A 21513-nucleotide genomic window follows, 5' to 3' on the forward strand; every position below is an offset into this window, starting at 1 on the left:
GAGGGGAAGCCTTCTTTTTATGAATACGTAATCCGATCCCCCTTCTGTATGGGCTATTCCTACCGTTATTTTGGTTGAAAAGTGTATATGGATTGTTATGGCTCTTGACGGCATAATGAGGGGAGAGAGTTTATTATTGAAGTAAACGTTTTGTTTTTAATAAGGCATTGCATTTGACGGATACGCTCTAGTCGCTTATGATTCCGAGTGAGATCAGTATTCATCTTGAGACAGAGGAGGACCTTAAAGAAATGAAGAGCAAGAAATGGGTTGTATCTTCTTTGGCTCTATTCTTATTGAATGGAATCATCACAGGCTGCAGCAGTGGAAAGACAGGTGCTACGGATTCGATTAAAAAAGGTGCCGACAGCAGCCCTCCATTCACGATAAGCATCGCTACGGCGCAGGTTGGCGATGTTCCCGAGAAAGATAACGAAGTGGAATTGGCTATAGAGAAGTACACGAACACGAATTTGGATATCCAATGGATTCCGACTGCGGCTTACGACGATAAAGTAAATATTATGATGGCTTCTAATGAAATGCCGATGATGCTTAGAGTAAAATATATCCCTACAGCGATTAGCGCGATGAGATCGGGTTTATTTTGGGAGATAGGTCCTTACTTGAAGGAATTCAAAAATTTGTCTGCACAAAACGCCCAATTCTACGATAATATTGCGGTGGACGGCAAAGTATACGGTCTTCCTATTTATCGGGATATCGCCCGAAGCGCCATTGTCTATCGCAAAGATTGGCTTGATATTCTGGGACTTAAACCCCCGACAACGCCGGAGGAATGGTATAACGTTTTCAAAGCGGTGGCTACGGGAGATCCGGATAAAAACGGTAAGGCGGACACGTATGGAATGATTCTCGCCAAAAAATACAATGATGGTTCTGCAGCTGTAACAACCCGTATTGCAACCAGCTTCGGCGCGCCGAATAAATGGGGTGTAGACGCTAGCGGGAAGTTCACGCCTGAGTTTATGACCAAAGAATTTATGGACATGCTGCAGCTCTTCAGAAAAGCATACAGTGAGAAGCTGATTAACCAAGACTTTGCGATTCTGGATGATGCAGAGGTTGAAAAGGCTTACGATGTAGGTAAAGGTGCTATTCGAATCGCCGTTGCCAGCAATGGTAAAAGTATGCAGGATCGTCTGGTGAAGAACAATCCGAACGGGAAGTTTGATGTTATGCCGCCAACAGGTCCTAAGGGAGTTCGAGTAGCGGGAGAGGTAGGCAACAACGGACTGTACGTCATCCCGAAATCAACAGTGAAAACCGAAGCGGATTTGAAGAAAATACTCGCTTTCGCCGATAAGCTGATGGACGAGCCGATGTCTACATTGCAGCTTCGTGGTGTGGAGAACAAGCACTATGTCAAAACATCCGACGGTAAAACAGAAATGAAAGATTTTACGGCCTTCCAAAAAGAAGTAAAGCCGTATCGAGATATCTTATTTAATAATGAAGGCTATAACGTGCTTCCCTTGAAGGACACAGAGCTCGGCGAGAAGGGTGCCAGAATCGCTCAAGACAATTTGAAGTGGGCGGTACCTAATCCTGCTTTAAGTCTGGATTCGGCAACCTATACCGAGAGAGGGAAAGAACTCGAGATTTTAATGATGGATGCTCAAACAAAGTATATAATGGGGAAGATCGATGATGCTGGATTCCAGGCTGAAATCGATAAATGGCGCAAAGCAGGCGGAGATATGATGATTAAAGAGTATGAAGAGGCTTACGCTGCAGCGAAGAGTAAACCATGAGGATATTTTGTGGTAGGAGGTTCGTTAGTGAGACTGAAAAAAGGGATCGCCGTCCTCAGCACAGCCGTTCTGACAGCAGGAATTGCAGCAGGCTGCGGAGATAACACTACAAAAAGTGGAACCAATAAATCGGCTGCGAATAATCCGTTCAATATATCCATGGCCTTAATGCAGGTTGGGGATACTCCGAACAAGGGCAATGAAATTGAGCAGGCCATTGAGAAGTACACGAATACAAAGCTGGATATCCAATGGATCCCGCAATCCGCATTTGATGATAAGGTTAACGTGATGATAGCAGCCAACGAAATGCCCAAAATAATGAAGCTTAACTATGTACCGACAACCATCAGTGCCATCCAATCCGGCTTGTTCTGGGAAATCGGTCCCCTGCTTAAAAATTATAAAAATTTGTCCGTCCAAAACCCGCAGTATTACGAAAATATTTCTGTGGAAGGTAAAATTTACGGGATTCCTAATTTCCGTGATATCGGCCGCGCAGGCATTGTATACCGTAAGGACTGGTTTGATTCAATGGGGCTGAAGCTTCCTACTACCATCGATGAATGGTATAACGTTCTGAGAGCGCAGACGCTGAATGATCCGGATAAGAACGGAAAAGCGGACACCTACGGCACTGTTTTATTTAAAAAGTATAATGAAGGCACTCAACCGGTCCTCACTCGCATTGCCGTAAGCCAGGGGGCTCCGAATAGGTGGGGTGTGGAGAATGGCAAGTTCACTCCAGAATTTATGACCAAGCCCTATTATGATGTGATGAGAATGTTCCGGAAGCTGTATGAGGAAAAGTTAATCAATCAGGATTTCGCTGTGTTTGATGATACGGAAGCGATTAAGCTGATGGATGCAGGCAAAGTGGGAATGAAGCTTAACGGGGTTTTTAACAATGGGAAGAGCTACCAAGATAAATTAGTGAAAGCGGTGACTACGGGAGAGTATGATGTAGCACCGTTTACAGGCCCTCAAGGCATTCGTTTAGCGGGTGAGCCAGGTAATTTTGGCTTTCTCGCAATTCCTAAATCTTCAGTCAAAACCGAAGACGAGCTGAAGAAGGTGCTTGCTTTCCTGGATAAGCTGATGGATCCTGAAATGTCCACGCTGCAGCTGCGCGGAATTGAAGGAAAGCACTATAAGAAAGTAGATGGCGATAAGACCGTATTTACGGATTTGACCGCATATCAGAGAGAAGTGAAGCCGTACCGCGACAATTTGGTTAATATCGAAGGCTTTAATGTGGCGGAACAGAAGGACACCCCGCTGGGCGAAAAAGGAACCAGAATGACTCGCGATAACATTCAATATGCGATTCCTAATCCTGCTTTGACATTGACATCGGCAACGGTGTCCGAACGTGGAAAAGAATTGGATCAGCTCATATGGGATGCTCAAACGAGATATATTATGGGTAAGATAGATGACGCAGGATGGCAGGCTGAAATCGATCAATGGCTCAAATCAGGCGGAGCCGATGTGATCAAAGAATACGAGGCTGCGTATGCCAAAGCCGGCAAAAAATAAGCAGTATAGAGACATTGGACAACGGGCTATTGCACGTCTCTAAAAAAGGCTTCCCACGAGTGGTTGGACTCAGGGAAGTCTTTTCTTTTTTTCACTTCGGTCGGTTTTATTTTATTTTTGTGTTGATCCCGGAATTCTTGAATATCCGTTACTTTTGGGTTTCTTGCTTTTTTTCGGGAGCTGAAATAGGTAGGCAGGTAAAATACAGCAGATAGCAATAGGATAAAAAGCAGAACAGCAATATCCGTATGCACAAGCATCACCTTCTAAATTTGGAATTTCGAACACTTTGTGACAAAACGATTGTAACACAGGATTTGTTATGATGGAAATGCATAAAAAATATAAATCCTTATGCATATTTTGAATAAGTGTGCCGGTGTAATAATCCTTCAGATCCGATGCTACTTGATGTGAGGTCGGAAAACGAAGAGAAAAATGTGATCTAATGATTACTTTAGTATGTATGTTAAAACTGGAAAAAAATAAGGTTTCCCGGTACAATTAAACATATGAGCATGAATGCGCAGCAGTCAGAAGACGAAAGTCTCTTGGCTGCTGCGCATATTTTCATCAAGCAGACGTATTAGTTAACTACAAAAGAATGATTTGCGATAAGCCATAACAGCAGGAGGAGGCGGTTGAGATGAAAGAAAAGGAGAAACAGACGGCACAAAGATACATTCAAGCGGTGCAGCACTACGCTGACTTGATGATGGACAAAGCCCGTGACCGATATGGCGCAGAGGCGACTCCGCTTTTTGTGGATGGGGTTCATTCGGAGACGTATGAACCGGTTCGGTGGCTCTCGGAGGGGCAGACCTGGACGTTGTCCAACCTTGCAAATCAGCAAAACTGGCTGAGAACCTTGGACGGATTGAGTGAATTGACGGGTGATTCTCGTTATAAGACTGCCGCTGAAAGCGCTGTCCGTTATTCCTTCGATAATCTTCGTTACGGCCGACTGATGTGTTGGGGAGGTCATATGGCTTTCGATCTGGAAAGAAAGCAGCAGGTTTTTGCGGCAGATAAGGGGCCCCAGCATGAATTGAAATGCCACTACCCGTACTATGAGCTGATGAACCGTGTCGATCCGAGGGAAACCGCTTCTTATATCGAAGCAATGTGGGAAGGGCATATTGCCGATTGGAGCAATCTTGAATTCAGCCGTCACGGTCAACCCGATGACAGGAATGGGCAAGAGCACTCTGCTTGGGAGCAGGAATATAAGGTTGATTCTCCTGTGTTTTTTACTGGAAAGGGCTTGACCTTCATTAATGCAGGCAGTGATCTGTACTATGCTGCTGCGATGCTTCACCGTTTCGGAGCCAAAGAGAAACCATTGATGTGGGCTAAGCGCTTGGCTCACCGGTATGTGGAAACAAGAAATGAGACGACGGGACTTGGGGGCTATCAATTCAGCATTTCGGTACTCCCAGGGCAGCGGGGAGACCGTGCTATTGACCAATTCGGCGAGCAATTGAAGGAGCATGCACCGATAGAAGCGACTTTAACTACGGCAAACCAAGCGCACACGATCATCGGCGAGGCTGCTTTATGCCGGATGACCTTAACCGAGACGTTGGGTGAGGCAGGCAAAGATTTTCTGGATTGGGCTGTTCAAGACTTGATGGCATACGGTAAATACGCTTACGATTTCTCGGACTATTCCATTCATCCTATGTTGACCAACGGTACACGTTTGACAGGATTGGTTATGGAAAAGAGCGGCTACTACGGACGAGCAGGACAGCAAATGCAAGCCCATAAAGCCGATTACCTGCTGCTGTGGTCATACGTAACGGCTTATCGCTTGTCTGGTCGAGAAGAGCTCTGGACGATTGCGAGAAGTATAGCTGAAGGGCTTGGATTCGGAAATATAGGGGATTCCGCAGTTAATGGGCCTGCTTTGAACATGGAAGTACAATGCACTCATCCTCATGGGATCTTCGTCATGCTGGAGCTGTTCAAGACGACGAAGCAGCGCAAATTTTTGCAGCTTGCGCAAAAAATTGGAGACCGTCTGCTGTTGTACCGCTTCCATCGAGGACTGTTTATGCCGAGCGCCGACCATGAATACGCGAAGCTGGATGCGTTAGAGCCGCTGGCCCTACTCCATCTAGCAGCAGAGCTGCAAGGAATGCGCAGTCGGATGCCGATCTATTGTGGAGGCAGACCCTTCTTTGCCGCTGCTTATGATGGACAAGGACATATGACCGATAACACCTTCATGTACACGAGAGTAAAGAGCCATGCTGCTCAATAAACGAGTAATCCGCTATGTACGGATTCTCTTTTATACTTTAAAGCGAAGACTGAAACTGGTATCATGATAAGAGATTTGCTATAAAAAAGGAGATGACTGGAAATGTCCGTAGGTATTTTAGCACACAATGTAGGCACGCTCCCGTACGCAGAATTGGCGGCCAAGGTTGCCTCATATCAATATAAATATGTTCAGCTCGCTTTATCCAAAGCGATTTCGGACGTGGATTGCAGCTTAGGAAAGCTGAGCCCTGGCTTAGGCAACAGTATTGCCGAAGCCTTCGACAGAAACGGAGTCGGGATTCCCGTCCTGGGCTGTTATGTCAGCTTGATTGAGTTGGATGATACAGCATTCAGACATAATGTAGACCGGTTTAAAGAGCATCTTCGCATGGCTAAACATTTTGGCACGGCGATTGTAGCTACGGAAGTAGGAGTTCCGGATACGGATCAATATGACCGCTATTCTAAACGGCTGAAATCGGCTGTCGAGGAGCTCGTGGAAGAAGCGGAGAAATGGGGCGCATTTATCGGTCTGGAAGCCGCTAATCGTCACTTGATCGGTTCTGCACCTCAATTGGCGGAGCTGATAGATGAATTTCCATCCTCGAACATCGGAGTCGTCATCGATCCGGTTAACCTGATGACCCAAGACAATTTCGAACGCCAGCATGAGGTTATGCAGGAAGCATTTCGTCTGCTGGGCAATCGCATCGTGAGCGTGCATGCCAAAGATATGAAGGTGAACGAGGCTGGCAAGCTTACTACCGTTACTGCTGGCAGAGGTATGCTGGACTACGGGATGTTCATGGATCTGGTTCGTCAGCATAAACCGCTTGTACATATGACATTGGAAGGCGTAGATATGGAAAATATGGATTTCTCCCGTGAATACGTGTTGCGGTACCGGGCGGGGGTATAGACGTTCATGTCTATGGAAAAGGAATCCCTGTCACTATCGAGACCCAATACGTTCCTGGATCGACTGTACTCGAAGAATGCAAGCAGACACACGTCCTTTTTCGGAATGGGAGGGGATCGTGAACAGGCGAAGCTCCAAATGAGGGAGAAGCTGCAAGAACTACTCGGTCCATTGCCGGGACATCCTGCAGACCTCAATCCAGTAGTGCTGGAAACGGTAGATTGCGGAGAATATATCCGCGAGCGAGTCGCATTCTCTACTTATGACGATTTAACGATGCTCGCTTACGTATTGGTGCCTAAGGAATTGGAGACAACGGGTAGCGGCAAACGACCTGCCGTTCTTGCTGTTCACGGACATGGCTTCGGCAGTAAGGAAGTGGTAGGTTTAACGGCAGACGGCTTGGACAATACGGGCAATTGGAATTTGTACAAGCATTTCTCGATTTCGCTCGTACAAATGGGCTTTGTCGTCATTGCTCCGGAGCTGCTCGGTTTCGGAGATCGCAGATTGGAGCAGGATGCCCAAGCGGATCCTACCAGCAATTCCTGTTTCCGGCTGGCGTCATCGCTCATGCTTATGGGACAGTCCTTGGCTGGGATCAGAGTGTATGAACTGCTGCGCACATTGGATTATGCTCAGACTCGGGATGAAGTCGATCCGCATCGTATCGGATGCATGGGAATGTCCGGAGGCGGCATGGTAACCGCACTGGCTTCCGCAATCGATGAACGCATACAAGCAACGGTCATTAGCGGATATGCGAATATTTTCAAAGCCAGTATCATGGACCGGAATCATTGCTTGGACAACTATGTCTCTGGGCTGCTGCAATATGGGGAAATGCCGGATTGGATCGGATTGATTGCTCCTAGACCTCTTTTCGTTGAATCGGGCACGGTGGATACAGTATTTCCAATTAAGGGTTCCCGTGAGGCTATTACACGGCTGCAGAAGGTTTATGAGGATGTAGGAGCAGGTTCACAGTTCCAGTACGATATATTTGAAGGAAAGCACGAAATTTCCGGTGCGCTATCTTATGATTGGCTTGCATCGAAGTTAGAGCTTTAACAGCTTCGGATAGTAGTGTTATTTCGGTATTTTTTTATATCTATAATAGATAAGGGCTCACCGTCACGAAGGCGGTCGAGTCTTTTTTACGTCCAAATGGGCTGGAACACTGAACTATATTAGCCGAGGTCTATTCGGTGCATAAAAACAGGAGAATAATCCCAACCTATAAAAAAAGGTGGTGAGAGGTCATGCAAGGAGATCAATTGAAGACTATGGAGAAGGTTGTTCAGTGCTTTGGAAATCAAGCTGATTTTATAACCAACTCTATGGTCCTGCTTGAGCAGACGGTCAGTGTATGCTATCTCGAGTCGCTGGTTGACTATAAGCAAACACAAGAAACTCTGAATCTATTGGCCTCTAGATATAAAGACTCTAGCGTTCCGCTGCATAAGGTTCTATTTCCTCTGAAAGGCAGCTTGAACAGAGAGTCGGCTGGTATCATAGAAGACCTCCTCAATGGGAAAATGGTGGTTTTTTTAACGGAAGACGGATCTCAGAATATAACCTTCGATCCGGCACATCCTGCGCTTGAACGCAGCATATCCGAGCCTCAAGCGGAAAATGTGCTTCAATCCTCCTTCGATGCGTTCACGGAAAACTTGTCGACGAATATCGGGCTTATCCGTAAGCAGCTCAAAAACAAGGATTTGGTCATACAAACCTTCCCCATCGGGAAGGAAAACCCTTGCAGTGTTGGCCTTTTTTATGTGAAGAATAAGGCCAATCCCAAGGTTATTCAACAAATAGTCACTCATTTGGAAAATGGAAAGGACGAGGAAGCCTACAATATCCAAGAATTAACCAAAGTACTGGGGCTTCCACGGTATTCGCTCATACCTACTTACCTTTCTACCGAGCTTACTGCCGAAACGATGCATGATCTGCTGGATGGCAAAGCTATCGTCATGGTGGATCATTTTCCCATTGCGCTCTCGCTGCCAGTGATCATTTCTGATTTTTGGGCCGTTAAGGTAGATAAAAACCAGCCTATCCTGTTTATGCGGTTCTACCGTTTGCTTCGAATAATTGGAATGATTGTTACCCTGCTGATGCCTGCGCTGTATGTGGCTATCGTATCAGTTAACCCTGAAGTGCTTCGTATACAATTGGGCTTGTCTGTAGCTCAGAGCCGAGAAGGAGTCCCTTACCCCGCGCTGGTTGAGGTGCTTCTTATGATGATTATTATGGAGATGGTTGTTGAAGCCAGTATTCGATTGCCCAAAAGCATCGGACCTACAATTACGATGGTCGGTGGGATCGTTCTTGGTCAAGCTGTCGTACAGGCAAAATTAGTCAGTAATTTGCTTATTATCATTTTGGCGGCAACGATGATTGCAAATCTGACTTTAGCCGGTTATCAGAATGCCGTATCCGTTCGAATCATGAAATATGTCATCTTGTTCCTAAGCTCCATGTATGGTGTGATGGGGATTGCTGTTGGTGTAGTATGGATTTGCTTTTATTTGGGAGGGGTCACCACATATCAAGTGCCTTTTCTAAGCTTAAGTGTGAAGGAACGTGTTCCCGATGAGTAAATATGCTTTATTGACCACGTTTTTCATGATTCATTTTGATTTGGCCGTATTCATTTATCCAGGGAAGGTTATCGCTTCAACGACCTCGGGTTTTTGGGAGCCGACCTTACTTGGCTATATTTTTGAAGGTCTTTTGATTTGGTTTTATGTCAAGGGTCTATTTTATTTCCGGAAAGAGGATTTGATCGACATATTCAAAGACGCTGCGGGGAAATGGGTTGCGCGTATTTTGCTGCTTCCATTCGCCGTGTATTTGTTTTTGTACATTACCCTAATTATGTGGCACCATTCTGAAATGGTGATTATCACTTTCCTTCCAAGGTTTCCTTTATGGTCGGTCATGGCGCTTTTGGTGCTGGTCTTTTACGGCGCCTGGAAGGGAGTCCATGCGATATTTAGGGCCAGCCTGATCCTATTTGTCCTTTGTATTCCGTTGATTTTATTCTCACTTGCCGCCTCCATTCAAAATTGGGACTATCGTTATGCACTTCCGCTTTTGAATAAAAAAATGGACTTTTTGTCGAGCAGTAAATTTTATTTTAGTATGCTTTCATTCTCATCCTTTCTGTTTCTGGGAATGATTCCTGTTCATAAATTCCCTGCTCTTCAAAAAAAAAGATATTTGCTGTGGACGTACGTCAGCTTGCTTCCTGTTTATTTATTGTCGGTTTACGGTCCCATTTTGATTTTTGGTCAGAAATCCGCATTTAAGCTGGAATACCCCACAATTGCCGTCATGGATACAATAGAGATTTCCTGGCTTATTTTTGATCGATTAACTTTGTTTTACACGGTTGCTGCGCTCATTGGGTCGTTCTTATATACATCGCTTGCGGCATGGATGTTCAGTAAGCTGGTGCAGAAGCTGTATTTGCCAATTAACAATCAATGGATTACTGCGTTACTGATTGTAGCCGTGTTTATCACCGGTATGCTTATTCCAAGCTGGAAGTGGATAGGGCAGGTGGAAACCTACATCTCAGCAACCATTATGTACTGTATGCTAGTGATCCCAATGTTTGTTTTTGTCCTAAGCAAGGTGAAAAGGGGGAGACGGGTTTGACGGTCAAGATGCTTGCCCGACTGATGCTCGTATGCTTCTGTGCCTCTCTTCTTACGGGCTGCGGGGGTGGGCATAAAGATATCAATAAACGGCTGCTCCCGGTCATTATGGGGATTAGCGAGGGCGACAAGGAAAATTTTAAAGTTATCCTTCGTATTCCTCAGCCGGGAGAAAAGAAATTCAGAGTCATTGAAGCAGAAGCTCCTACCATCTCCAAAGCGTTTGACATTATGCGTACCAAAGCTGAGGTCAGCATTGATCTGCTTCATTTAAAACTGGTTCTTTTGACAGAAAGCATTGCCCAAAAAGGGATTAAGGACATTACCGAATATGCGTTTCGCTCAAGAGAAATTTCTCCTAAGGTGTTGGTAGCGATTGCTGAAGGTCTGGAATCATTAATGGCTGACCAAAGGGCGACCAATGTCGGAGCTGCTGCTTTTGATTTCTTTAGCAGGGAAGCGGGTTGGACACCCAATATTTCAATTGTCCCTCTGTGGAAAGCTTTCCGCAGCTTGAATTCGGAAACGGAGGATGTAGCTATCCCGATAATATCCAAGGGCGTGGATACATTATTCGATTTTCACGGCTCCGCTATGATGCGCAAAGATCGAATGGTGGCTAGAATTTCTCGCGATGAGACTTTAATTTATAACTTGTTCGAAGGATTATTTATCGGAGGAATAGTAGAGGTGACAGATCAAGCTTCCGTTACCGTTGTAAAGACTACTGTATCTAACCATGCGGCATGGAAAGACGTTCCCAGGCTGCGTAGCGAGATGAAAATGAGTGTCGTCATTGAGGAGGAAAAAGGGAATCCAACCGAGGAGGAGATCAAAAAAGGGCTGGAAGCGGTAATCCGAAAACGATTTGAACAGCTAATGAAAAAAACGCAAGCTCAAAAATCCGATATTCTTGGACTCGGTCAATATTTTACAAATCGTATGACGGACCAACAAAGAAGCCATTGGAAAGAAGAATGGTTCCCCAAGCTGAAGCACGAATTTACACTGGAGATCAACATTCGTAATACCGGTAACCTGAGGTGAGTATTCAAGTGAGAGGGGCCTCCATATAGTAGGCTGGCTGTCAGGAAGCGGAAGCGCAAGTCCGCCCCGATAGAGGTCTTCTTTTTTTCCACCGATGCGCATAAGCTTTAACGTACATGCTGAGGATGTCTTATGACCGCATAGGAAGCTTTGCGCACGTTAGGGGGATACCGCGGATGCTGGTGCTTAGGCGAAGATGGAGGAGCAGTCCAACAGGTGCTAAAAAGATAAAACGGAATATGCTGCTTCTCCTCATCATAGTCTTTTTATTTACGGTGCAGTCGTTCGTTTATATTGAGAAAAACTTGCGGCCACCCTTGACCAACCTAGCAAAAGTCCGAGTAAAGCAAATAGCCACGCAGGCTATTAATACGGCAATCTCAGACCGGATTGCACGCGGCACCAACGTGGAACAACTGATCGACTGGCGAACCGACAAGAACGGGAAAACAACCGGATTCATGCTCAATTATGCCGAGCATATGCGGATAACAGCGGATACTATTGCTACGGTAGAAAGTCAGCTTACCCAGCTTCAAGCAATTCCTGAGCATATACCGCTAGGTCAGGCTATGAACAGCTCTATCATTGCTTCATTCGGTCCGAATATTCCGGTGAGGCTCGTACCGGCAGGCAACGTCAAGGTGGATTTGAATACAAGATACCAGAACGCGGGTATTAATATGATTCTTGTTGAGGTTTATATTCACGTCACGGCAGAAGTTAGTATTATTATTCCATTTGATTCCGAGCCCGAGGTCGTAGAAACTGAAGTGCCTGTTTCTTACGCGCTGATCGTAGGTGATGTCCCGACGTATTATTTTGACGGCAAAGGAAATTCGACAGGCAGCAATACGCCCCCGCCGAATTTATCATTGCCTCGCATGAACGGTCAGCAGACAAAGGATGGGGCGGAATCTGGTACGCATGGCAAGACAAGTACCGAGCTCCCGGTAAAATAGCAAGTAAGGAAAAACCGACGGTATTTGACTTCATTGACCGATCGGTTTTTTTAATGGAAAATAAAGGGAAAAGGGGCTGCGTTGTAGAATGTTAAAAGCATTAAAATTGCGACGATTAGTCAAGGCTTAATAGAGGAGAGATCGATACAATATGAATGGCGTTACCTATGGGATGTATACGATGTGCTTGGTACAAGATGGAGATAAGGTTCTGTTGATCAATCGCCCGGATAAACGAGGCTTTCCTGGGTACCTAGGGCCTGGCGGGAAGCTAGATTTTCCTGAAAGCTTTACTGAAGGGGCTGCTCGAGAGGTAGGGGAAGAAACAGGGTTGAAAGTTCGACCTGAGGATCTGATTTATAAAGGCGTAGATGAATATGTCGTTCCAAAAACCAATTATAGATATATTGTATTTAATTATCTAGTCAAAGCCTTTGAAGGCGAGCTGCTGCAAAATCCTCCGGAAGGGGAGCTTGCATGGGTTACAGTTGATGAAGCCTTGCAATTGCCGATGCAGCCATGGTTTAGGCGTAGATTTCCGTTATTTTTTCAGGAAGGTACCTTTGAAATCTCAGTGGTTTGGGATGAAGACGCTCAAGAGGCTTTGGAAGACAAGGTTAGAATTTTAAGCTCGATATAACGTAGAGAATTTCCAATTGTCCCTATGCTCAAACCTGCAATAAGTCAAGACCGCCCTCCGTACAGCCCGCTCAGGCTGCAGTAAGGCGGTCTTGTTTTACTTTGATTTCGATAGAGGGGCTTCAATAGCTTATTTCTTTTTGCGCATTCGTTCTTCGCGTTCCCACTTCCGCAAGTGCGGATAAGGGTCAAAGGACCAGTCCGTTAAGCCATTGTCGCGGTACATACCGTAATGCAAGTGTGGAGGGAACTTTCCTGATGTACCGGGCTTACCGTATCCGGAACTGCCGACATACCCGATGATCTGTCCGGGAGGGACGATATCGCCATTCTTGACTTCCTTGTTGAATCCTGACAAATGAGCGTAATAATGATATACATTGTTAAGGTCGCGTATTCCTATTCGCCAACCTCCGTAAGGGTTCCATCCCATCTCTTCGATGATGCCGTAGGCGGCGCTTCGAACGGGAACGCCATAACTTGCGAATAGGTCGGTTCCTTCATGAATTCGATAGCCGCCCCAGCCGCGGCTCGCTCCCCAAGTACTGCGATAAGAGTAGTCTGCTTTGAGAGGGAGAACGAAAGCATGCTCATGCAGTTCGAGGGTATCATATTTGCCATATATTTTCGCGAATTGCTGGATTCGCTCCACACTTCTCGTGTTTTGGTAATATTCCCACAATCCGATGCGCAGATCTTCTTCTACAGAGCCGTACTTCAGCAAGAGACTGGCCATGGAATAAAGCAGGTCCTGGTCGTTTTTTCTGTCTGCCTTGCCATCTCCAGAGCCGTCTTTGCCAATCCCATCAAATAGGGCAATGGTGCCCACATTGGTATCCTCATGATCCGGGTTCATCATTCCGCACCATTGAAGCTCGGTGAAATGAATGCCTATGAGTCCGCTGCTCTGAGGGCGCTTGCGGGCCAAATTAATGGTACGCTCGTACTGATCGATAGCTGCGAGATAATACCATGGTATACCGGTTACAGCGCTAATCTTATCGAATAAATCTTTGCGGTCGGCAAAAATAGCCTTCATATTTTTGCTTTCCGTTCCTGGCTTCGAAGCTTTGGCTGCCGGAGCGGCCAATGCAGGTGAAGCCGTTCCAAGGAACAGACTGCTGCATAACGAAAGAATTAGGATAGAGCTCATCCATCTCGCTGCCATAAGTGTCTAACCTCCACAATTGGGCATATGACTTTTACAGTCCATTCATCCATAGTTAAACATAGGATGCGAAGAGATTAAGCATTTTATCCAAAACAGAGACAGAAGGAAACATAACGATTTATTTTCAGAGTACACAATATTTGATATAATGATGGAATTTATAAGTAACTGCAGAGAAAAACTGTTATGGGAGGGATATACCTTGGGATTTCAACACAGGGAAGAGCATACGGATGACGGAATGCTCCTGCTGCAGGCTAATATTGACGATATGAATCCGGAGCTATGCTCTTATATTGGAGACATGCTGTTTGAAGCGGGAGCGAACGATGTATATTGGGTTCCAATTATAATGAAAAAAGGACGCCCGGGCATCATGCTTAACGTGCTTACAGATGAGAATGAGCTTGAGCGGATGGAGGATATTATTTTTCGCGAGACAACGACGATCGGACTGCGATATTTACGTGCCTCCTGCCACAGGCTTGGGAGAGAGTTTCAGCAGATTGCAACGCCTTGGGGGCCAATTAGCGTAAAAGTAGGTTACCATAAGGGAAAGATGGTTCAGTTTGCGCCTGAATTTAAGGAGTGTGAGCTAGCCGCGAAGAGCAATGGTGTTCCACTTAAGCGAGTATATGACGAGGTTAGGCGGCTTTTTTTAAACGGAGAAGAGAAGCCTGAGGTTTGAGGTTGAAGCTTAAAAACCTCGTTGGAGTCATATTAAAGAACCGTCCGAATTTTTTCGAACGGTTCTTTTTGGCGAAAACATGGTTATTGCTTCACGCATGATGAGTTAGTGCTGCAGTCTTCATGGTCATGATCGTGCAAAAGTCCATGCTCATGCTTATGGTGATGATGATCGTGCGAATGTTCGTGGTCATGCTCATGATGATTATGCGAATGATCATCATGAGCATGTGAATGTCCGTGGTCATGCTCATGGTGATCGTGAGAGTGCCCGTGGTCATGCCCATGGTGATCATGCGAATGTTCGTGGTCATGATTATGATGATCGTGCGAATGTCCGTGATCATGGTGATGATGATGGTCGTGATCGTGATTGTGATCAGCAACTGGCTGTAGGGCCTCATGATGCAGTTGGAATTTATGCATGAATGGGTCGGCCTTGCCGATAACCACTCTCAGAACGTTAGGTTGGTTTGGCAAATCCCGAGTGCCTGCGCCATAGCCGATCGATTCAACGATCATCGGAGGAAATCCCTTCGTAAATTCATCCACCAGTCCGGAAATAATCCCAGCGCCTGTCGGTGTTGTCATTTCAACGGCGTAAGAGGTTGGAGCAATCGGGAGTCCACGCATCATCTCTAAAGTAGCCGGTGCAGGAACCGGATAGATTCCATGATCACAGCGTATTGTACCTGATCCAAGTGGTACCGGTGATGAGAAGATTTTTTCAATGTCCAGAGAGTCCATAGCCAGTGCGACACCAATGACATCTACAATGGAATCCATGGCTCCAACTTCGTGGAAATGAACCTTCTCAACAGGAATACCGTGAATCTTTGCTTCCGCCACCCCGATTTTCTCGAAAATCGCTAAGCTAAGCTTAACTACACGCTCATTTAACCCTGCGCTGTGGATATATTTGACAATCTCCGAGTAATGGCGGTGGTGGGTGGGTGCTGTCTCGGGATCAAGCACAACGTCCATTTTTAAGGCGGAAATTCCTTTTTTGTTGACGCGCTTCCAATCTAATGTAAAGGGTTCGATTTCAAGTTTACGCAGCTCTTCTTCAATATAAGCGCGGTCCGCGCCTGCATCTACCAAAGCCGCTAAGGTCATATCGCCGCTAATGCCTGAAAAACAATCCAGATAGGCTATTTTCATAGTTAATCCCTCTTTAATGTAGTTTTATGTATTAGAGCTGCATTGTAGCCTGCCCCAAAGCCGTTATCGATATTGACTACAGAAACACCGGAGGAGCAAGAGTTAAGCATGGCCAGCAGCGCGGCTAATCCTTGAAAGCTTGCGCCATAGCCGACACTAGTTGGAACAGCAATGACGGGCTTGGATACGAGTCCTCCAACAACACTGGTCAGAGCACCTTCCATACCTGCTGCGACAACGATAGCAGTCGCGTCACGAATAACGTCAAGTCTCCGGAATAAACGGTGGATTCCGGCTACGCCAACATCAAATATTCGCTCTACGCGGCAGCCCATAATCTCGGCAGTCAGAGCTGCTTCTTCAGCAACCGGCAGGTCGGATGTTCCTGCACATACTACTGCAATATAGCCTTTACCTTCAGGCTTGCGAGCCGCTTCCGAACCGTACCAGGTCAATACACGAGCCGCTTGATGGTAGGTCACGCCGTTCATTTGGCTTTGGACATAGTCGGCTTTCTCTTGGCTGATCCGAGTTGCTAATACACGGTCCGATTGCTGCATCAATCGTTCGAAGATCATGGCAACCTGCTCCGCTGTCTTGCCTTCCCCATATATGACTTCAGGAAAGCCCGTTCTGCGCTCTCGGTCAAGATCGAGCTGGGCAAAGCCAAGATCATCGACTCGATCATCTATGGAGGTTTGACTCATGATTTCATCCAGATGTTTTTGTGCCTCGGATACGTCAAGATCCCCAGAACGAACGAGCTTTAGAATTGATTCTACATTTATCATAAAAAACGCATTCCTCCGAATATGATTTGTACTGGAATTGTTGTCATAATGTCTCTCCTAGTGTATCACAAATAAAATGGAAAGTGGATTGTTCTGACGTTCGTTGATATAATAGCTTCAAAGAGGTTGGACAAAGAACTAGAAAGCAGGGACAGAATTATGTCTACTCGTCAAATAGAGCGAAAACCGGACTGGCTCAAGATTAAGCTGACGACCGGCGACAATTTTAAAGAATTAAAAAATATGATGCGCGGCAAAACGCTGCACACGGTTTGCGAAGAAGCGAAATGCCCGAACATTCACGAATGCTGGGCGAATCGTACGGCGACCTTTATGATCTTAGGTGACATTTGTACACGTGCCTGCCGATTCTGTGCGGTGAAAACGGGACTTCCGACGGAGCTTGATCTTCAAGAGCCGGAACGGGTAGCAGAAGCTGCGGAGCAGATGGGACTCAAGCATGTCGTAGTCACTTCGGTAGCAAGAGACGATTTGTCCGATGGAGGAGCCTCTATTTTTGCAGCAACGATTACAGCGATCCGGAAGCGTAATCCGATGTGCAGTGTAGAAGTGCTGATTCCTGACTTCCTGGGTAACGAGTCTTCGCTTCGCACGGTGCTTGAAGCCAAGCCGGATATTCTCAATCATAACATTGAGACGGTGGAACGGCTTTCCGACAAGGTCCGTGCCCGTGCCAAATACCGTAGATCATTGGAGCTTCTCCAGCGTTCCAAACAAATTGCGCCTCAAATTCCTACCAAATCGAGTATTATGCTGGGTGTGGGGGAGGAATGGGAAGAAATATTGCAAACGATGGATGATCTACGAGAGGTTCAATGCGATATTATGACGATTGGTCAATATTTACAGCCTTCCTTGAATCATTTGCCAGTTTCCAAATATTATCCACCCGCTCAGTTCGCCGAACTGAAAGAAATAGGGATGAAGCGGGGATTCAACCATGTCGAATCCGGACCCATGGTACGCAGCTCTTATCATGCACATGAGCAAGTGAAATCAGCTCAGCAAGCGTAGCCTGACAGCAGCCCCGGGACGACTTCGGTCCGTATTATACCATTTATAATTCCGGGGACAACAGCGTTAAGTCAAATCATCCGCCCGCGCAGCGTGCAGTTTTTCACCGGACTCTTAGGAGGGACCCAAATTAGTGATCCATATATCCAATAAAACGTACGAAGTGGTAGTTGACCATAAAAACGGCTGGAAGCCAGATGCATTACGCGATCGTTACAGCGAGGTGCTGGAGCGTTATGATTTTATTGTCGGAGACTGGGGATACAACCAGCTGCGCCTGCGCGGTTTTTTTAAGGATACCCATCCCAAAGCGACCAAAGAGACCTCTATTGCGACGCTGCAGGATTATCTGAATGAATACTGCAATTTTGGGTGCGCTTATTTTATTATTGAGAAAGTACCGAACAAGCAGCAAGCGAATCAGCCACAGGAAACCACAGAGCAGGCGGACCAGGAACAGCTGGAACCACCGGCAAACGAACAGGCTCAAGGTGAGCAGCGGGAATCTTCAGCGAACCGGGAGCAGCAGCGAGAGCCTTCGACAAATCGAGAGCAGCAAAGGGAGACTCAACAGCCGCAGCAGAACCAAAATCAACAGCCTCGCCGGAACCATTCCAACAACCAGCATAAAGAAAATAATCAAAATCAAACGAGTCAAAGACCGCATCGTAATCAGCATCACAAGCAAGCTCAACAGCAAAAGCAAGCTCAACAAAATCAGCAGCAGCATGTGAAGCAATAAGCTGCAATTTTATATAGTGGCTAAAAGTAAGCCAGTCCTAACACAGGACTGGCTTTTTGACGCCTATTTTGTGTATGGGGCCATAATGAAAAAAGCCTGGACCGGTGGTATTATCCCCTTCAAGTAGACACTCAAAAAAACCTTCATGTTATCATGGAGGCTTGAGTGCCACTTGGAGGGGATTTTTTCATGGCTAAAAAAGGACAAACATTTCAAACGTATACAGAAGAATTCAAATTAAAGGCGGGTTAGAGCGTATGTAGAGGGTTCTGCGAGTTACAAGGTGGTAGCTCAGCGAGAAGGGATCCGTAACTGTTCTCAACTGAAGGTGTGGGTGAGGAAATGGCAAAACGGAGAGTCGTTCGATGTGCGTAAAAGTGAGCCAAATCCAATGAAAGGGCGGCCACGCACGTCCTTCCAAAGCATTGAGGAAGAACGAGATTACCTGAAGGCGCAGGTGGATTACTTAAAAAAGCGGTATCCAAATCTAGTAAAGGAGAAGCGCCAACCCAACGAATGAATTATGGAATCATGGAGGAGCTGCGCCACCAGCACGGCATTACAGTCCTGTTAGCTATTGCGGGAATACCACGGGCCAGTTATTACAAATGGAGAGCCACACAGCCTCAGCGAAAGGCAAGTCAAGAAAAGGATCATGAGATCAAGGAACACATGATGGCCATCCATTTTGCACATCCCTACTATGGCTACCCTCGGATGACGACCGCCTTGTGGGAGGCTGGCTACAAAGTAAATCACAAGAAAGTATGCCGGATCATGAAAGAATTATCGATCCAGTCGGTCATACGTAGGAAGCGGAAACAGTCCAACTACACGCCTTCTGTTGTGTATCCAAATCGTTTAAAGCGACAATTCCATGCTACGGCACCGCAGCAAAAAATGGTCACGGATATTACCTATATTTCCGATGGAACGAATTTCCATTACTTATCTGTTATTCAAGATCTTTTCAACAACGAGATTGTCGCTTGGCAATTGTCTGAACGTAACGATCTCCAGCTTGTGCTGGATACGATTACGCAGTGGACAAGAAAAAGAGACGTCTCAGAGGCCGTGCTCCATTCGGACCAGGGCTTCCAATACACGTCTCAGGCGTACAACACACGATTAGAGGCATTCGGCGTTAAAGGCAGCCACTCTCGCAAAGCAACCTGCCTGGATAACGCGTGCATCGAATCCTTCTTTTCGCATCTCAAAACAGAGAAGTTGTACCTCAACCAGTTTAAATCAGGAGCGGCAATTCGGCAAGCCGTGGAAGAATATATTTACGAGTACAACTACCACCGTTTTCAAGCCAAATTAAAACAACGTGCACCGATAGAGTACCGGTGCGCGTTGGCAGCTTAGCTTTTTTCATCTGTCTACTTGACAGGGGTATGACCACCGGTAAGGTCAAGGCTTTCTTTCCTGGATAGGTTCATATCCGATAAACGCTTCGCGTACACGGCTCCAAAAAGGGAACGGGCGGAAGCGGGCAAACTTTATTTTTTTCCCTGCGGCGACCATACTGCGAATCGATATGATATCATTTCGCTGCATAATGACGTGATCGAGGGAGAGCAGAATCATTTGATGGCTTCGCGGATAAATATCGCAGTGGTGATGCTTAGGCAAAATAATCGGAGAGCCGAGCGTTCGGAACACTCTGTTATTTATGGACGCGATCTCAGCGATTTGAATGGCATCCAGTGATGGATGCACGATAGCTCCGCCCAAGCTTTTGTTATAGGCTGTACTGCCTGCGGGCGTAGAGATGCAAATACCGTCCCCACGGAACGTCTCGAATGGCTCGTCGTTAATATGAAGCTCGGCCATCAGTGTGACATCCACACCCTTTAACGTAAATTCATTAAGGGCTAATTGCGTTTCAATTCCTTGAGCTGTCGTAATTTGAATTTCCACAAGCGGATATTTGACGACACGAAGGTCGTTTTGCCGGGAACTTTCTCCCATCAAATCTGCCAGGAGTTCCACTTCATCAGGCTTCCAATCCGCAAAAAAACCAAGCCGGCCTGTATGGATGCCGACGAATGCTATGGTTTCCAACTGCTCCTTGTACTGATGAAATGCATGCAGCATCGTTCCGTCACCGCCGATAGATAACACGACATCAGGTTCCTTTTCGTCGTGTACCAGACCGTGATGTTGGACGAGTTTGTGGAAGGTTTGCATTAATTGGAAGGACACTTCATCGCCGCGGTGTACCACATTATATCTCAAATGAATATCCTCCTAAGGGTTTTCCGAAGGAAAACCTAACTTCGAAAGCGTAGACTTGGGTTTTCCGAAGGAAAACCCGTCCTCTTAGCATACCATGTTAGTCCTCTGACCGCGAGCAGTACTCATCGATCTGGTGGGTTAAGCTTTCCGGAACATCGCGAAATTCGACGGCTATGCGGTACGAATCATTGCTGAAGTGAGTCACGCGGACGATTTCGCCATTAATGACGAATTTGTTCGGGTGATCGGGAAGGACAAAGCTAAGCTCGATAAACAGCGGATAAAAAATCCGGGTATTCGTAATAAACGAAAGGCCGCCTGCGGAAATATCCTGAATTTGTCCGGAGAATGCGATTCCCTGATGGGTGGAAGCTTTACGAACGCCAATGATCCGACAGGTAAGAGGAGTCCGCACCGGAAGATGAATACGTTGAAATCTGCGGTTTTGAAATGTACTCAAATCCTGTGGCGCAGATAATGTCAAAGAACAGACATTACGTTTGGTCTCCACATGGAGCAGATCAACGAACGCGTAGTAAAGAATTCCACGTTCACGGAACGAGAATTCGATAAAGCACACGTGGTGCAGTTTTTCTAATGGATTCATCGTGTGAAACTCCATAGTGGCGACGAGCTGCTGCTCTTCCACCTTTTGCAAGACGAAGCTGTCCTCATAGCAGAACGGCATTCCTTCTTTAGTCTCACCGACAATAATGAGATTGCAGCTCATTCGAGGTACAACCATTTCAAATGATAAAGCTTGGTTCCAGTTCATAGGATCACCATTATGTAATAGTAGTAAACATTAATTCCATAATAATCAATATTCACGGAGAACACAATGCCGGATCAAGCGAAAACGCAA

The 21513-nt window shown here is 46.2% G+C and carries 21 protein-coding genes; 15 read left to right on the forward strand and 6 right to left on the reverse strand.

All coding sequences use genetic code 11. The features are described from left to right. Positions 1-251: 251 nt before the first annotated feature. Complete coding sequence (locus QMA13_RS06595; RefSeq protein WP_282940369.1) at positions 252-1775, forward strand: extracellular solute-binding protein; 1524 nt, start codon at positions 252-254, stop codon at positions 1773-1775. Positions 1776-1808: 33 nt separating this feature from the next. Continuing rightward, on the forward strand, positions 1809-3314 hold the full coding sequence (locus QMA13_RS06600; RefSeq protein ID WP_282943288.1) for an extracellular solute-binding protein: 1506 nt from the start codon (positions 1809-1811) through the stop codon (positions 3312-3314). A gap of 26 nt (positions 3315-3340) precedes the next feature. On the opposite strand, the gene QMA13_RS06605 is transcribed toward QMA13_RS06600, so the two are convergent. After that, positions 3341-3568 (reverse strand): hypothetical protein, encoded by a 228-nt coding sequence (locus QMA13_RS06605; protein WP_282940371.1) that lies wholly within the window; start codon positions 3566-3568, stop codon positions 3341-3343. Positions 3569-3960: 392 nt separating this feature from the next. Here QMA13_RS06605 and QMA13_RS06610 point away from each other — a divergent pair, with 392 nt between their 5' ends. The 8 genes from QMA13_RS06610 to QMA13_RS06645 all read left to right on the forward strand — a co-directional run bounded on the left by QMA13_RS06610 (position 3961) and on the right by QMA13_RS06645 (position 12821). After that, a complete protein-coding gene (locus QMA13_RS06610) occupies positions 3961-5580 on the forward strand; it encodes a hypothetical protein (RefSeq protein ID WP_282940373.1) in 1620 nt (539 codons plus the stop codon). 102 nt (positions 5581-5682) lie between these two features. Beyond that, on the forward strand, positions 5683-6501 hold the full coding sequence (locus QMA13_RS06615; protein ID WP_282940375.1) for a sugar phosphate isomerase/epimerase family protein: 819 nt from the start codon (positions 5683-5685) through the stop codon (positions 6499-6501). Positions 6502-6507: 6 nt separating this feature from the next. Then, positions 6508-7572, forward strand: a complete 1065-nt coding sequence (locus QMA13_RS06620) for a dienelactone hydrolase family protein (protein ID WP_282940377.1) — start codon at positions 6508-6510, stop codon at positions 7570-7572. A 191-nt stretch (positions 7573-7763) separates the two neighbouring features. Beyond that, the gene (locus QMA13_RS06625; RefSeq protein ID WP_282940378.1) at positions 7764-9110 is read left to right on the forward strand and encodes a spore germination protein; all 1347 of its coding nucleotides are present in this window, start codon (positions 7764-7766) and stop codon (positions 9108-9110) included. Further along, complete coding sequence (locus tag QMA13_RS06630) at positions 9103-10173, forward strand: GerAB/ArcD/ProY family transporter (protein WP_282940380.1); 1071 nt, start codon at positions 9103-9105, stop codon at positions 10171-10173. The genes QMA13_RS06625 and QMA13_RS06630 overlap by 8 nt, the downstream gene beginning before the upstream one ends. After that, positions 10170-11219 carry a Ger(x)C family spore germination protein gene (locus tag QMA13_RS06635; protein WP_282940382.1) on the forward strand — a complete coding sequence of 350 codons (1050 nt, stop codon included), beginning with the start codon at positions 10170-10172 and terminating at the stop codon, positions 11217-11219. The genes QMA13_RS06630 and QMA13_RS06635 overlap by 4 nt, the downstream gene beginning before the upstream one ends. 176 nt (positions 11220-11395) lie before the next feature. Then, positions 11396-12181: a sporulation protein YunB gene (gene yunB, locus QMA13_RS06640; protein ID WP_282940384.1), complete on the forward strand. Its 786-nt coding sequence runs from the start codon at positions 11396-11398 to the stop codon at positions 12179-12181. Positions 12182-12332: 151 nt separating this feature from the next. Next, positions 12333-12821 carry an NUDIX domain-containing protein gene (locus QMA13_RS06645; protein ID WP_282940385.1) on the forward strand — a complete coding sequence of 163 codons (489 nt, stop codon included), beginning with the start codon at positions 12333-12335 and terminating at the stop codon, positions 12819-12821. A 129-nt stretch (positions 12822-12950) separates the two neighbouring features. Here the strand turns inward: QMA13_RS06645 and QMA13_RS06650 are convergent, their stop codons facing one another. Further along, positions 12951-13988 carry a M23 family metallopeptidase gene (locus QMA13_RS06650; protein ID WP_282940387.1) on the reverse strand — a complete coding sequence of 346 codons (1038 nt, stop codon included), beginning with the start codon at positions 13986-13988 and terminating at the stop codon, positions 12951-12953. Positions 13989-14193: 205 nt separating this feature from the next. Between QMA13_RS06650 and larC2 the strand changes: the two genes are divergently transcribed. Continuing rightward, positions 14194-14679, forward strand: a complete 486-nt coding sequence (gene larC2 / locus QMA13_RS06655) for a nickel pincer cofactor biosynthesis protein LarC2 (protein ID WP_282940388.1) — start codon at positions 14194-14196, stop codon at positions 14677-14679. An 83-nt stretch (positions 14680-14762) separates the two neighbouring features. Here the strand turns inward: larC2 and larC are convergent, their stop codons facing one another. After that, positions 14763-15839 (reverse strand): nickel pincer cofactor biosynthesis protein LarC, encoded by a 1077-nt coding sequence (gene larC, locus QMA13_RS06660; RefSeq protein ID WP_282940389.1) that lies wholly within the window; start codon positions 15837-15839, stop codon positions 14763-14765. Positions 15840-15841: 2 nt separating this feature from the next. Beyond that, entirely contained in the window at positions 15842-16630 is a 789-nt protein-coding gene (gene larB / locus QMA13_RS06665) for a nickel pincer cofactor biosynthesis protein LarB (RefSeq protein WP_282940391.1), read from the reverse strand. A gap of 126 nt (positions 16631-16756) precedes the next feature. Here larB and lipA point away from each other — a divergent pair, with 126 nt between their 5' ends. From lipA to QMA13_RS06680, 4 genes are all read left to right on the forward strand, one after another. After that, positions 16757-17665 carry a lipoyl synthase gene (gene lipA / locus QMA13_RS06670; protein ID WP_349254196.1) on the forward strand — a complete coding sequence of 303 codons (909 nt, stop codon included), beginning with the start codon at positions 16757-16759 and terminating at the stop codon, positions 17663-17665. 133 nt (positions 17666-17798) lie between these two features. Continuing rightward, positions 17799-18407, forward strand: a complete 609-nt coding sequence (locus QMA13_RS06675; RefSeq protein WP_282940394.1) for a YutD family protein — start codon at positions 17799-17801, stop codon at positions 18405-18407. Between the two features lie 334 nt (positions 18408-18741). Next, positions 18742-18927 carry a hypothetical protein gene (locus QMA13_RS36535; RefSeq protein ID WP_481858138.1) on the forward strand — a complete coding sequence of 62 codons (186 nt, stop codon included), beginning with the start codon at positions 18742-18744 and terminating at the stop codon, positions 18925-18927. After that, the gene (locus QMA13_RS06680; RefSeq protein ID WP_481858139.1) at positions 18924-19775 is read left to right on the forward strand and encodes an IS3 family transposase; all 852 of its coding nucleotides are present in this window, start codon (positions 18924-18926) and stop codon (positions 19773-19775) included. The genes QMA13_RS36535 and QMA13_RS06680 overlap by 4 nt, the downstream gene beginning before the upstream one ends. A 45-nt stretch (positions 19776-19820) precedes the next feature. Here QMA13_RS06680 and QMA13_RS06685 read toward each other — a convergent pair whose 3' ends face one another. Beyond that, positions 19821-20648 carry an NAD kinase gene (locus QMA13_RS06685; protein WP_282940396.1) on the reverse strand — a complete coding sequence of 276 codons (828 nt, stop codon included), beginning with the start codon at positions 20646-20648 and terminating at the stop codon, positions 19821-19823. A gap of 97 nt (positions 20649-20745) precedes the next feature. Beyond that, positions 20746-21423, reverse strand: coding sequence for a flagellar brake protein (locus QMA13_RS06690; protein WP_282940398.1), 678 nt, complete (start codon positions 21421-21423; stop codon positions 20746-20748). Between the last annotated feature and the right edge of the window lie 90 nt (positions 21424-21513).

It is taken from the genome of Paenibacillus sp. RC67, from assembly GCF_030020805.1.
GTDB lineage: Bacteria > Bacillota > Bacilli > Paenibacillales > NBRC-103111 > Paenibacillus_S.

Coding starts and splice junctions, on each gene's coding strand:
- QMA13_RS06680 (WP_481858139.1), top strand. CDS start 18,924: ATGAATTATGGAATCATGGAGGAGCTGCGCCACCAGCACGGCATTACA.
- larC (WP_282940389.1), bottom strand. CDS start 15,839: ATGAAAATAGCCTATCTGGATTGTTTTTCAGGCATTAGCGGCGATATG.
- larB (WP_282940391.1), bottom strand. CDS start 16,630: ATGATAAATGTAGAATCAATTCTAAAGCTCGTTCGTTCTGGGGATCTT.
- QMA13_RS06650 (WP_282940387.1), bottom strand. CDS start 13,988: ATGGCAGCGAGATGGATGAGCTCTATCCTAATTCTTTCGTTATGCAGC.
- QMA13_RS06630 (WP_282940380.1), top strand. CDS start 9,103: ATGAGTAAATATGCTTTATTGACCACGTTTTTCATGATTCATTTTGAT.
- QMA13_RS06620 (WP_282940377.1), top strand. CDS start 6,508: ATGTCTATGGAAAAGGAATCCCTGTCACTATCGAGACCCAATACGTTC.
- QMA13_RS06625 (WP_282940378.1), top strand. CDS start 7,764: ATGCAAGGAGATCAATTGAAGACTATGGAGAAGGTTGTTCAGTGCTTT.
- QMA13_RS06610 (WP_282940373.1), top strand. CDS start 3,961: ATGAAAGAAAAGGAGAAACAGACGGCACAAAGATACATTCAAGCGGTG.
- QMA13_RS06595 (WP_282940369.1), top strand. CDS start 252: ATGAAGAGCAAGAAATGGGTTGTATCTTCTTTGGCTCTATTCTTATTG.
- QMA13_RS06615 (WP_282940375.1), top strand. CDS start 5,683: ATGTCCGTAGGTATTTTAGCACACAATGTAGGCACGCTCCCGTACGCA.
- QMA13_RS06645 (WP_282940385.1), top strand. CDS start 12,333: ATGAATGGCGTTACCTATGGGATGTATACGATGTGCTTGGTACAAGAT.
- QMA13_RS06690 (WP_282940398.1), bottom strand. CDS start 21,423: ATGAACTGGAACCAAGCTTTATCATTTGAAATGGTTGTACCTCGAATG.
- yunB (WP_282940384.1), top strand. CDS start 11,396: ATGCTGGTGCTTAGGCGAAGATGGAGGAGCAGTCCAACAGGTGCTAAA.